Annotated in this window: 12 protein-coding genes; 6 read left to right on the top strand and 6 right to left on the bottom strand. The window is 61.4% G+C overall.

The genetic code is table 11. From position 1 onward, the window contains the following. Positions 1 to 10: 10 nt before the first annotated feature. Positions 11 to 358: a DUF3703 domain-containing protein gene (locus JLK41_RS23190; RefSeq protein ID WP_037055233.1), complete on the top strand. Its 348-nt coding sequence runs from the start codon at positions 11 to 13 to the stop codon at positions 356 to 358. Positions 359 to 436: 78 nt separating this feature from the next. On the opposite strand, the gene rpiA is transcribed toward JLK41_RS23190, so the two are convergent. Then, positions 437 to 1,108 (bottom strand): ribose-5-phosphate isomerase RpiA, encoded by a 672-nt coding sequence (gene rpiA / locus JLK41_RS23185; protein WP_037055230.1) that lies wholly within the window; start codon positions 1,106 to 1,108, stop codon positions 437 to 439. Between the two features lie 162 nt (positions 1,109 to 1,270). Here rpiA and ilvA point away from each other — a divergent pair, with 162 nt between their 5' ends. Both ilvA and JLK41_RS23175 read left to right on the top strand, forming a co-directional pair. Continuing rightward, a complete protein-coding gene (gene ilvA, locus JLK41_RS23180; protein WP_037055227.1) occupies positions 1,271 to 2,785 on the top strand; it encodes a threonine ammonia-lyase, biosynthetic in 1,515 nt (504 codons plus the stop codon). 82 nt (positions 2,786 to 2,867) lie between these two features. Continuing rightward, on the top strand, positions 2,868 to 3,308 hold the full coding sequence (locus JLK41_RS23175) for a DUF2269 domain-containing protein (RefSeq protein ID WP_210389937.1): 441 nt from the start codon (positions 2,868 to 2,870) through the stop codon (positions 3,306 to 3,308). Between the two features lie 96 nt (positions 3,309 to 3,404). Here the strand turns inward: JLK41_RS23175 and JLK41_RS23170 are convergent, their stop codons facing one another. After that, entirely contained in the window at positions 3,405 to 4,058 is a 654-nt protein-coding gene (locus JLK41_RS23170) for a histidinol-phosphatase (RefSeq protein WP_037055220.1), read from the bottom strand. Between the two features lie 285 nt (positions 4,059 to 4,343). On the opposite strand from JLK41_RS23170, the gene JLK41_RS23165 reads away from it, so the two are divergent. Next, positions 4,344 to 4,823, top strand: a complete 480-nt coding sequence (locus JLK41_RS23165; protein WP_021445072.1) for an RNA pyrophosphohydrolase — start codon at positions 4,344 to 4,346, stop codon at positions 4,821 to 4,823. Positions 4,824 to 4,841: 18 nt separating this feature from the next. Then, entirely contained in the window at positions 4,842 to 7,121 is a 2,280-nt protein-coding gene (gene ptsP / locus JLK41_RS23160) for a phosphoenolpyruvate--protein phosphotransferase (protein WP_037055218.1), read from the top strand. A 414-nt stretch (positions 7,122 to 7,535) separates the two neighbouring features. Here ptsP and JLK41_RS23155 read toward each other — a convergent pair whose 3' ends face one another. Next, entirely contained in the window at positions 7,536 to 8,561 is a 1,026-nt protein-coding gene (locus JLK41_RS23155; RefSeq protein ID WP_210389936.1) for a WD40/YVTN/BNR-like repeat-containing protein, read from the bottom strand. A gap of 325 nt (positions 8,562 to 8,886) precedes the next feature. After that, positions 8,887 to 9,729, bottom strand: a complete 843-nt coding sequence (locus JLK41_RS23150) for a hypothetical protein (RefSeq protein ID WP_210389935.1) — start codon at positions 9,727 to 9,729, stop codon at positions 8,887 to 8,889. A 72-nt stretch (positions 9,730 to 9,801) separates the two neighbouring features. On the opposite strand from JLK41_RS23150, the gene JLK41_RS23145 reads away from it, so the two are divergent. Then, positions 9,802 to 10,922 (top strand): IS3 family transposase gene (locus JLK41_RS23145; protein ID WP_210389934.1). Its coding sequence is split into 2 segments (ribosomal slippage): positions 9,802 to 10,060 and positions 10,060 to 10,922, totalling 1,122 coding nucleotides; the frame shifts between segments, so codons are not numbered across the junction. Here the strand turns inward: JLK41_RS23145 and JLK41_RS23140 are convergent. Together JLK41_RS23140 and JLK41_RS23135 are read right to left on the bottom strand one after the other, a co-directional pair. Continuing rightward, entirely contained in the window at positions 10,903 to 11,412 is a 510-nt protein-coding gene (locus JLK41_RS23140) for a hypothetical protein (protein ID WP_244976450.1), read from the bottom strand. The genes JLK41_RS23145 and JLK41_RS23140 overlap by 20 nt on opposite strands. 221 nt (positions 11,413 to 11,633) lie before the next feature. After that, positions 11,634 to 12,173 carry a DUF4303 domain-containing protein gene (locus JLK41_RS23135; protein ID WP_210389933.1) on the bottom strand — a complete coding sequence of 180 codons (540 nt, stop codon included), beginning with the start codon at positions 12,171 to 12,173 and terminating at the stop codon, positions 11,634 to 11,636. Between the last annotated feature and the right edge of the window lie 3 nt (positions 12,174 to 12,176).

The raw sequence follows: 12,176 nt of genomic DNA, 5'->3' as shown, positions 1-12,176 counted from the left end.
GGCATCGAGGATGAACGAGAACTGGCAACTGGCCGTCGACGAGGCCTTCGCCCAGGCCCTGGCCGCCCTGGCCGACGCGCGGGCTGCCGAGGCACTGCCCTGGCTGGAGCGTGCGCATGTCCTGACCCAGCGTTGTCCCTGGCTGCATGCCCGTGCGCACTGGCTGATGCTGCGCGCCGGTTGGCAGCTGGGTGATGTGCGCGAGGTGCTGGGGCAGCTGCCGCGTATCCTGGCGGCGTTGCTGTTCTCGCGCCTCTGGGTGCCGCTCGGCAACAGCGGGCGGGCGCGGGTAAGTGCCTTCAAGCCGATGCCTCTCAGCGAAGAGCTGCGCCGCCTGCTCGATCAGGCGACGCCGTAGCCCGGATGCAATCCGGGTGTTTCCGATGCGTCTGCCCCGGATGTCATGCGGGCCACGATTGACGCAACTGCTGGCGCCTCAGGGCTTGAGTGTCTTCACGCCTTCGGCCGTGCCGAGCAGCAGCAGGTCGGCCGGGCGGGCGGCGAACAGGCCATTGGTGACCACGCCGACGATGGCGTTGATATCGGCTTCCAGCTTCACCGGATCGGTGATCGACATGTTGTGCACGTCGAGGATGATGTTGCCGTTGTCGGTCAGCACGCCCTCGCGGTACACCGGGTCGCCGCCCAGCTTGACCAGCTCGCGGGCCACGTGGCTGCGCGCCATGGGGATGACTTCCACCGGCAGCGGGAAGGCGCCCAGCACCGGCACCAGCTTGCTGGCGTCGGCGATGCAGATGAAGGTCTTGGCCACGGCAGCGACGATCTTCTCGCGGGTCAGGGCGGCGCCACCGCCCTTGATCAGGTTGAGGTGCTCGTCGCTCTCGTCGGCGCCGTCGACGTAGAACTCCAGGTCACTGACGGCGTTGAGGTCGTAGACCGGGATGCCGTGACCCTTCAGGCGGGCAGCGGTGGCTTCCGAGCTGGCCACGGCGCCGTCGAAGTCCATCTTGTGCTTGGCCAGTGCGTCGATGAAGAAGTTGGCGGTGGAGCCGGTGCCGACGCCGACGATGCTCTTGCTGTCGAGGCGGGGAAGAATGTGGTCGACGGCGGCCTGGGCCACGGCCTGTTTCAGCTGATCCTGGTTCATCGCGGGTCTGTGCCTGGGAGTGAGGGAGACTTGAGGCGCGAATTATAGCCGCAAGTGCTGCGCCGACGGGGGCAAAACCCGCGTGTTTCGTATGGTCGCCCGGCGCGGCGCTGGGGTAGACTCGGCAGTCCCTTCCCAAGCCCGAACGCCTGCGAAATCGCCATGCTCGAACAGTACGTGAAGAAGACCCTCACCTCGCGCGTCTATGACGTCGCGGTGGAAACCCCGCTGCAACCCGCCCGTCAGCTCAGCGAGCGACTGGGCAGCCAGATTCTGCTCAAGCGCGAGGATCTGCAGCCGGTGTACTCGTTCAAGATTCGTGGCGCCTACAACAAGCTGGCGCAGCTGTCGCCGGAGGAGCTGGCACGCGGCGTGGTCACCGCCTCGGCAGGCAACCATGCGCAGGGCCTGGCCCTGGCCGCCAAGCACCTGGGCGTCAAGGCCACCATCGTCATGCCGCGCACCACGCCGGAACTGAAGGTGCAGGGTGTGCGCTCGCGGGGCGGCAAGGTGGTGCTGCACGGCGACGCCTTCCCCGAGGCGCTGGCACATTCGCTGAAGCTGGTGGAGGAGAAGGGCTACACCTATATCCATCCCTACGACGACCCGCTGGTGATTGCCGGGCAGGGCACCGTGGCCATGGAGGTGCTGCGTCAGCACCAGGGGCATATCGATGCCATCTTCGTACCGGTCGGCGGCGGCGGCCTGATCGCCGGTATCGCGGCCTACGTGAAGTACCTGCGCCCGGAGATCAAGGTGATCGGCGTCGAGCCGGACGACTCCAACTGCCTGCAGGCGGCGCTGGCTGCCGGCGAGCGCGTGGTGCTGCCGACGGTCGGGCTGTTCGCCGATGGTGTGGCGGTGGCGCAGATCGGCCAGCACACCTTCGACATCTGCAAGGATCACGTCGATGAGGTGATCACCGTCAGCACCGACGAGATCTGTGCGGCGATCAAGGACATCTACGACGATACCCGCTCGATCACCGAGCCTGCCGGTGCGCTGGCCGTGGCCGGGATCAAGAAGTACGTCGAGCGGGAGGGCGCCAAGGGGGCGGTGCTGGTGGGCATCGACTCCGGCGCCAACGTCAACTTCGACCGCCTGCGCCACGTCGCCGAGCGCGCCGAGCTGGGCGAGAAGCGCGAGGCGATCATCGCCGTGACCATCCCCGAGCAGCCGGGCAGTTTCAAGGCCTTCTGCGAGGCGGTGGGCAAGCGCCAGATCACCGAGTTCAACTACCGCTATCACACCGACCGCGAGGCGCACATCTTCGTCGGCGTGCAGACCCATCCGGAGAACGATCCGCGCCAGGCGCTGGTCGAGGGCCTGCGTGCGCAGGGCTTCCCGGTGCTGGACCTGACCGACAACGAACTGGCCAAGCTGCACATCCGCCACATGGTCGGCGGTCATTCGGCCGGGGTGAGCAACGAGATGGTGCTGCGCTTCGAGTTCCCCGAGCGGCCGGGCGCGCTGTTCAACTTCCTGCAGAAGCTGGGTGGGCGCTGGAACATCTCGATGTTCCACTATCGCAACCATGGCGCCGCCGACGGTCGCGTGGTGGCTGGCCTGCAGGTGCCTGACGATGAGCGGCACCTGGTTCCGGCAGCCCTGGACGCCATCGGCTATCCCTACTGGGACGAGAGCGAAAACCCCGCTTATCGCCTGTTTCTCGGCTGATACTTTCGAACCCGTAGGGCGGGGGTAACCCGCCGGAGCGCGTTGGCGGGTTGCACCCGCCCTACCTAAAAAGGAAGCCTCGATGGAGCACTATCTGCTGGTTCGTATTCTTCACAGCGCCCCTGGCGTGTTGCTGCTGCTCGGCCTGATCGCGCACGCGTTCATGCTGTTCAAGGCGCAGCGTGGCGCTGATGCCGCCGTGCTGGCGCGCAAGCTGCGCGTGACCCTGCTGTTCAGCCTGCCTGCCTTTGCCGTGCTGGCGCTGAGCCTGCCGCTCAGTGGCTACTGGCTGGTGGACACCGCCGGCTGGCCGCTGGGGCAGACCTGGCTGCTGCTGGGTAGCATCCTCTATGGCGTGATGATGCTGCTCGGCTTGCTGCTGGCCCGACGCCTGGCCGCCTGGCGCGCGCTGGGCGATGCGCCGGCGCCCACTTCGCTGAAGCGCCTGTGCCTGATCTATGCCGGGCTGATTCTCGTGCTGCTGATCGCCATCATGGCGCTGATGGGCGCCAAGCCCGTCTGAGCAGAGTGGCCCGGACTGCATCCGGGCTACACGACAGCGGCTGGCGATGGCCTGCGTAGGAGCGGCTGCAGCCGCGAAGCCAGCTTCAGCCCGTACTCAGCGCAGCGAGATCACCGGCCAGCCACGCTCGCTGGCGGTGGCGCGCAGCACGTCGTCCGGGTCCACGGCCACCGGGTTGGCCACGGCCTCCAGCAGCGGCAGGTCGTTGCGCGAATCGCTGTAGAAATAGGCGCCGTCCAGGCTGTGGCCCGTCTCGCTCAGCCAGGCGTTCAAGCGGGTCACCTTGCCGCCCTGGTAGCAGGGGGTGCCGGTGATCTGGCCGGTGTAGCGCCCGTCCTGCATGCCGCACTCGGTGGCGATCAGGGTGTCCACGCCCAGGCGCTCGGCGATGGGCGCGGTGACGAAGCGGTTGGTGGCGGTGATGATCACCAGCTTGTCACCGGCGGCGCGGTGTTCGGCCAGCAATGCCTCGCCCTTGGCCAGGATGATCGGCTCGATCACTTCGGCCATGAACTCGCGGTGCCATTGCGCCAGTTGTGCCATGTCGCTGCGCCCGAGAATCGCCTGGCTGAAGTTCTGGTAGGCCACCACGTCCAGCTTGCCGGCACAGTAGTCGGCATAGAACGCGTCGTTGCGTGCCAGGTACTCGGCTGCATCGACCAGGCCGCGCTGGCAGACGAATTCGCCCCAGCTATGGTCGCTGTCACCGGCCAGCAGGGTGTTGTCGAGATCGAAAAGGGCCAAACGCACGATTCTGTACCTGTTCTGCAAAGGGATTAGGGGCGTCTGCAGCCTGCGGCGCTCGTCCCGGTCGGGTCGGAACCTGGCGAAAAGTGTGCATGTACCGCTGGTACACAGCCTCTTTTCGACGGGCTTCGCCATGCCTGACGGCGCTCGCGGCCTCGCGAACACCCGCGTGGGGCGCGCCAGAATAGCCGCTTTGGCCGGGCTTTCCCACTGCCGCCAAACCCGCGTTGCTGCTGGACTCGGCTTTGTGGAACAATGCCGGAACTTGCGTGTACGAGGTTGCTTGCCGTGATCGACTCTGATGGTTTTCGCCCGAATGTCGGCATCATCCTGACCAATGATGTCGGCCAGGTGCTCTGGGCCAGGCGCATCAATCAGGATGCCTGGCAGTTTCCGCAAGGCGGCATCAATGATCGCGAATCGCCCGAAGAGGCGTTGTACCGCGAACTCAATGAAGAAGTCGGGCTCGAAGAGCAGGATGTGAAGATCCTCGCCTGCACCCGAGGCTGGTTGCGTTATCGTCTACCGCAGCGCCTGGTGCGCACGCACAGCCAGCCCCTGTGCATCGGGCAGAAGCAGAAGTGGTTCCTGCTGCGCCTGACCGGTGCCGAGGAGCGCGTACGCATGGACCTGACCGGCAAGCCCGAATTCGATGGCTGGCGCTGGGTCAGCTACTGGTACCCGCTGGGCCAGGTGGTCACATTCAAGCGCGAGGTCTATCGCCGCGCGCTCAAGGAACTCGCCCCGCGCCTGATCGTGCGCGACTGATACGGACCCCAATCGAGCATGCTCAATACGCTGCGCAAGATCGTCCAGGAAGTGAACGCCGCCAAGGATCTCAAGGCGGCGTTGTCGATCATCGTGCAGCGGGTCAAGGAAGCGATGGGCAGCCAGGTCTGCTCGGTCTATCTGCTCGACCCGGAAAGCAATCGCTTCGTCCTGATGTCCACCGAGGGCCTCAACAAGCGCTCCATCGGCAAGGTCAGCATGGCGCCCAACGAAGGCCTGGTCGGCCTCGTTGGTACCCGTGAGGAGCCGCTGAACCTCGAAGACGCCGCCAGCCACCCGCGTTATCGCTACTTCGCCGAAACCGGCGAGGAACGCTTCGCCTCCTTCCTCGGTGCGCCGATCATCCACCATCGCCGGGTCATGGGCGTACTGGTGGTGCAGCAGAAGGAGCGTCGCCAGTTCGACGAAGGCGAAGAAGCCTTCCTGGTGACCATGAGCGCCCAGCTCGCCGGCGTGATCGCCCACGCCGAGGCCACCGGCTCGATTCGCGGCCTGGGGCGCCAGGGCAAGGGCGTGCAGGAGGCCAAGTTCGTCGGCGTGCCGGGTGCGCCGGGGGCAGCGGTGGGGACCGCTGTCGTGGTGCTGCCCCCGGCCGATCTGAATGTGGTCCCGGACCGCAATGTCGATGACATCGACGCCGAACTGGCCTTGTTCGACAAGGCGCTGGGCTGGGTGCGCGAGGACATGCAGGAGCTGTCCGAGAAGCTCGCGACCCAGTTGCGCAAGGAAGAACGCGCGCTGTTCGATGTCTACCTGATGATGCTCGATGACGCCGCCCTGGGTAACGAGGTGCGCAAGGTCATCAAGAGTGGCCAGTGGGCGCAGGGCGCCCTGCGCCAGGTGGTGCTCGACCACGTCAAGCGCTTCGAGCTGATGGACGACGCCTACCTGCGTGAGCGCGCCTCCGACGTGCGCGATCTGGGCCGGCGTCTGCTCGCCTACCTGCAGGAAGAGCGCAAGACCTCGCTGGTCTACCCCGACAACACCATTCTGGTCAGCGAGGAGCTGTCGCCGGCGATGCTCGGCGAAGTGCCGGAAGGCAAGCTGGCTGGCCTGATCTCGGTGACCGGCTCTGGCAACTCCCATGTCGCCATCTTCGCTCGCGCCATGGGCATTCCCACGGTCATGGGCGTGGTCGACCTGCCGTATTCGAAGATCGACGGCATCAAGCTGATCGTCGATGGCTACCACGGTGAAGTCTTCACCAACCCCAGCGAGCTGCTGAGCAAGCAGTACGCCGATGTGGTCGAGGAGGAGCGTCAGCTCACCGAAGGGCTCGATGCCCTGCGCGCGCTGCCCTGCGAAACCCTCGACGGCCAGCGCATGCCGCTGTGGGTCAACACCGGCCTGCTCGCCGACGTCGCCCGTGCCCAGCAGCGCGGGGCCGAGGGTGTGGGCCTGTATCGCACCGAAGTGCCGTTCATGATCAACGAGCGCTTCCCCAGCGAGAAGGAGCAACTGGCCACTTACCGTGAGCAGTTGCAGGCCTTCCACCCGCTGCCGGTGACCATGCGCACCCTGGATATCGGCGGTGACAAGGCGCTGTCCTATTTCCCGATCAAGGAAGAGAACCCCTTCCTTGGCTGGCGTGGCATCCGCGTGACCCTCGACCACCCGGAAATCTTCCTGGTGCAGACGCGTGCCATGCTCAAGGCCAGCGAGGGGCTGAACAACCTGCGCATCCTGCTGCCGATGATCTCCGGCACGCAGGAGCTGGAAGAGGCCCTGCACCTGATCCACCGTGCCTGGGGCGAGGTCCGTGACGAGGGCACCGACGTGCCGTTGCCGCCCATCGGCCTGATGATCGAGATTCCCGCCGCCGTCTACCAGACGCGCGAGCTGGCGCGCCAGGTGGACTTCCTCTCGGTCGGCTCCAACGACCTGACCCAGTACCTGCTGGCGGTCGACCGCAACAACCCGCGGGTGGCCGATCTCTACGACTTCCTCCACCCGGCGGTGCTGCAGGCTTTGCAGAAGGTGGTCAACGATGCGCATACCGAGGGCAAGCCGGTGAGCATCTGCGGCGAGATGGCCGGTGACCCGGCAGCGGCGGTGCTGCTGCTGGCCATGGGCTTCGACTCGCTGTCGATGAACGCCACCAACCTGCCCAAGGTGAAATGGCTGCTGCGCCAGATCACCCAGAGCAAGGCCAGGGAACTGCTGGGCCAGGTGATGAGCATGGACAACCCGCACCTGATCTACAGCACCCTGCACCTGGCGCTGCGCAACCTCGGTCTGGGTCGGGTGATCAACCCGGCGTCCAACATCCAGGCCTGAGGTGTACCTGGCCGCTATCTGGGCCAAGCATGTCTACCGGAGCGGGAAAGTCCGCCTCTCCCGGCCCCTGCCAGCGTTTTAGAGCCTGTAGCGCCTGCTGCCACCCTTCAGCTCCCGCGACCATCAGGCCATCGAGGTGCGCCTGCAGCAAGCGGTCAACGTGCTGTAGCCTGGGGTGAGTTGATAGAGCCATCGCGCTGAGCCCAATAGAAGGACGCATCGCCGGTATGGCGTTGCACAAGCGGCACAATGGCTTCAGCGACAAGAGGTTCACAGTTCATGACAATGATCACAGGTGTAGTGGTATCTAGACTTACGAACGCGCGATGGCGGTTGCTGGCAGCTTCTCTCTGGCATGGCTGAGGGCAAACAGCCTAGGCAAAGCTGACAGAAAATCTCCTTGCTGTTACGCACTCAGGATTGGCTCTCTTCCACCAAAGTGTCCATCGCGTAGGCGTTGAAGATAAGTGTCCATTGCTCGCCGTCGTGGTAGGCCGCGCCATACACGCCAGCCATCAGCATGACGCCATCGCCCACAGAGAGGTGGCCGGCACACACCTTGATTTCAGCAGGCAGCTCGGCATTCTTGACCTTTCCGTCTTCGATGTACCACAGCCCGTAGTCACTGGTGCACCAGACCTTGCCGGCATGCCACACCATGTCATTAAAGGGGAGCGACATATGCCCGCGCTCCAGCATGGTCCACTGGTCCCCACGCCCTTTGAATACCGTGCCGGATTGTGCGCCGATATACACGAAGCCATCACCGGCACAGCAGATTGACTCTAATCTCATATTGGAAGGGAAGGGGATGGGGCGCCACTGCTTTCCATCGCAGTGCCACACACGCCCCTTACCGCCGATGATATAGATGTCGTCATGGGCGAAGCCGTCTATATCCGAAAGTGTCATCTCGAAGATAGCATCTAAATACTCATCCTCAGTTGGGTTAATGGGAATAGGAAGATTGAATCCGAGGGACTCCCACTGGTTGCGCCCGACTCGACGGCAAACAGAATGAAAACCTCCGACGACATACAGATAACCTTGGATTGTCCTGACTCGTGTAACCCCGCCTCGAAGTGGCCCCTCTTTGCTCTTGGGTATCATGTCTTGCATCTCGGCAACGCCACCGCCAATGGCATAAACATGCCCAGAGGCATCGACACCTATAAACTGTTCTGCAGGAATAAGAGTTGCACCTGCATGCACACGTGCAAAACCATTCAGTGTTGCATGGCTTGAGCGTTTGTCTTCAGGCTTGTTCAGCCAAAAAGTCAGGATTCTTTTCTCAACTGTCTCTTGCTGGGTCGGGCCTGCATTGACGCCTTGCTCTTCATTTCGCAGGGTTAAATAAAAGGCATTTCTGTTCCTTACTACACAGTCTGTAATTGTGTAGCCATACACGTTCTTGCTATATGACTCTTTATTTATGAACATTTCAGTAATCGCTTAGTCTGTGTCGGTTTCCGGGTCGGTAGTGGTTGCACCGCCTGGCGCTCTTTCAGCACCACTGGCACCAGAGACGGCAGGCATTTCAACTTTGCACTTGTCGTCATAGTAAGCGTCCAGCTGGGCCGGTAAACAATCAGGGTCGCACTTTGGCTCTGGGAATGTGCTTAGTGCTGATATCGCCATTGCGACCAATAAAAAACGCGGCATCCCCCGCGTGACGGGCAACGAGTGAAGGTATAACGGGCGTGTCCATGGACAGGGTTGAGTCAGGCATATCACTTTGCTTCCAGTCGGGAACCTTGCGCGGTGGCTATGAGCCCTGGCCTTCACTCTTTTCCAGGGCGATCAGTGTTTGCATGACACTGAAATGGACGATGGTCTGCCATTCGCCATTTTCCTTGAAGACGGCGCCGTAAAGACCTGCCAGTAGCAGCACGCCTTCACCGACGGAGAGGTTGCCTGCACAGGCCGATACCTCGTAGGGCACATCGGCGCGCCTGACCTGGCCATTGGTAATGGTCCACAAGCCATAATCGTTGGTGCACCAGACCTGATCTTCGTACCAGACCATATCCTTGATGGGCAGGTCAGTACCGATGCCGCCGATATTCTTCCAGTGGTTGTCGCGGCCCATGAAGATGCCGTTATAGGTGGCGATATAGACGTTGCCATCGCCACCACAACAGACAGCGCTGGTGGGGAAATTGCTGGGAAAGGGAATCTGCCGCCAATCCTGGCCGTTGAAGTGCCAGACATCGCCCAGGCCGCCGACGGCATAGATATCGTTTTCGCCCCAGCCGTCGAAGTCTTCAAAGCCCCGGCTGGTGCCTTTTTCATTGGGAATCATTTGGCTGAACGACTGCCATTGGCCTTTATCGATACGTTTTCCAATAGCCCGCCCTCCACCACAGGCATAGAGATAGCCATCCAACGCCTTTAGTCTGGCAATATGGCCGCGTTTGAAATTGCCGTCAGCCCCCTTTTTTTGTGAAAGACCAAACGAAGACAAGGGTTTATCCTCGTAAGCCGACCCACTGCCAATCACAAAACATTGGTTGTCAAGTGATGGAAAGGTAGAAAACTGCTCAATCATGACCGCTTGGCTCAAGGGTTTCTGGGCAGCACCAATTACCATGGGTTGCCAGTTTTGCATGTATCCGACGTCTCCCCCGATTTGAGTAGCGCCAAGCTTTAGAGTCCAATCCCAGTACCCAGGAGATTGGACATGAAGAAGCGCTTCACTGAAGAGCAAATCATTGGCTTCCTGCGCGAAGCCGAGGCCGGACTGCCGATCAAGGAGCTGTGTCGTCGGCACGGCTTTTCAGAGGCCAGCTACTACCTTTGGCGCAGCAAGTTCGGCGGGATGAGCGTGTCGGATGCCAAGCGCCTGAAGGAGTTGGAAAGCGAAAACGCCCGACTGAAGAAAATGCTCGCCGAATCGATGCTGGAAATCGAAGTTACCCGCGAGGCGTTGCGAAAAAAGTGGTGAGCGCACCCTCCCGTCGAGAGCTGGTGCGCCACATGACGGCACGTGGCTTGAGTGAGCGTCGGGCGCTTCAGGTGATCCGCATGAGCGCCAGTGCATTGCGCTACCAGCCGAGACCGGATCGCAACCAGAGCCTACGTGAGCGCATTGTGGCCCTAGCGCATCGGCATCGTCGCTATGGCGCCGCGATGATCTATTTAAAGCTGCGCCAGGCTGGCGAAGTGGTTAACCACAAGCGGGTGGAGCGGCTGTATGCCGAAGCCCGCTTGCAGGTGAAACGACGTAAGCGCAAGAAGATCCCGATTGCGGATCGACAACCGCTGGGACGGCCACGTGCAGCTAACCAGGTCTGGTCGATGGACTTTGTGTTTGACCGCACGGCTGAAGGGCGTGTCATCAAGAGCCTGACTGTAGTGGATGACGCCACCCATGAGGCTGTTGCCATCGTGCCGGAGCGAGCCATAGGCGGGCACTCGTTGACGCGCATTTTGGATCGCCTGGCCATGTCACGCGGGCTGCCCAAAGCCATCCGCACGAACAATGGCAAGGAGTTCTGTGGTCGCGCCATGCTGACCTGGGCTTATCAGCGTGGTGTGAAGTTGTTCCTGATTGAGCCAGGAAAACCCAATCAAAACGCCTACATCGAATCGTTTAATGGACGCTTTCGTGATGAGTGCTTGAACGAGCACTGGTTCACCAGCCTGCCGCACGCCAAGGTAGTGATTGAGTCCTGGCGACGGGAATACAACGAAGAGCGACCGAAGAAAGGACTTGGAGGATTAACCCCATCCACCTATGCCGAGCAACTGGCCTCAAAAGCCATTACATTGATTCAGGACTCTAACGCCAGCTGCTACTGAAGACGGGGAGACGTCGGCTGGTCTCGTCATCCAGCCAGGGGCGGCTGCGCTTGGGTTTGCTCGGGTCGAGGCGGTACTTGGCGATGCGCCGGCCGAAGGGGTCGTAGTCGTAGCCCCAGTGTTCGGTATGGGTGAAGCGGCCTTGGCGGCGGGTGAGGGTGGCCCGGCTCAGTTGGTGTTCGGCGTCCCACTGGAACTGTCGCTCGGTGTGCGGGCCGGACTTCTTCTCGATGCAGTTGCCCCAGGTGTCGTAGACGTAGCGATGCTCCTGCCAGACGCGCAGGCGGTTGGGTTTGTTTTCCCCCCAGGTGCTGGGGTCAGCCTGGGCCTCGGCGGGGCTGAGCAGCGGGTTGAAGTCGGGGTTGTCGAGGTTGGCCTGGACGTAGGCGGACCACTGTTCTTCGGTCCAGGTGGTCTGCTTGAGCCGGGCTTCCTGCTGCTGGGCCTGCTCGGGGGCCATCAGGTTGTGCGCCGGGTCGAAGGCGAACACTTCACTGGCCTGCGGTGCCTGGGCGCTGAGCAGGCGGCCGAGGGCATCGTAGCCGTAGCGGGTCGAGCCGTTGCGGCGGTCGTCGATGCCCAGCAGTTGTCCGGCCAGATCGTACTGGTAGCGACGGGCGATACGTTGGCCCTGGCTGGTCTGTTGGGCGCCGTGTCCGGTCAGCGGACTGGCGGGCTGTTGCAGCGGACGCTCAGTGAGACATGGTTGCTTTAAGAGGTTTTATATCTTCTCTCAAATTTTTCATAAATAGATTGGCTGTTGAGGATTTTTGCTGACCAGTTTTCAAGTGAAATTGCCTCATCATAATCAGAGGAAGATATAAATACAACAAAGTCACTTTCTGCGTTAGAGAAAAGTCCCTCGTTTCTTAGTTTGAGTAAAGAGTTGAGTAGGCACTGATGGGCACTTTTCTTAAAAGCTGAGTGAGTATCTGTTAGGCACGCTACTTCAGCGGCAGAGCTTAGTTCGTCACATATATCATCGAACAGCTCTCCCCTCCAAGCTTCATATGCCCACTCACCGATATACCATTTGTAGCCGGCCTTCTCTGATGGGGTGGTCACTGCTTCTCTAGAGATTTTTTCTTCATGTTTTTTTTGTGTGTTGGCGGTTGGTAGTACTGTATAGCAGTCTGCGTCTGTATAAATGGCGAAGGCATATATTTTTTCTTGAGATAAATTTTTTACTATATCTAGATAAGCGTCTTTCACTGCATTGCTAATTTTTTGTTCCAGGTTGTTCCAATTCATGGT

The sequence above is a fragment of the Ectopseudomonas khazarica genome, assembly GCF_017915135.1.
Taxonomy (GTDB): Bacteria; Pseudomonadota; Gammaproteobacteria; order Pseudomonadales; family Pseudomonadaceae; genus Aquipseudomonas; species Aquipseudomonas khazarica.
This window is presented reverse-complemented; position numbering and strand designations above follow the sequence as displayed.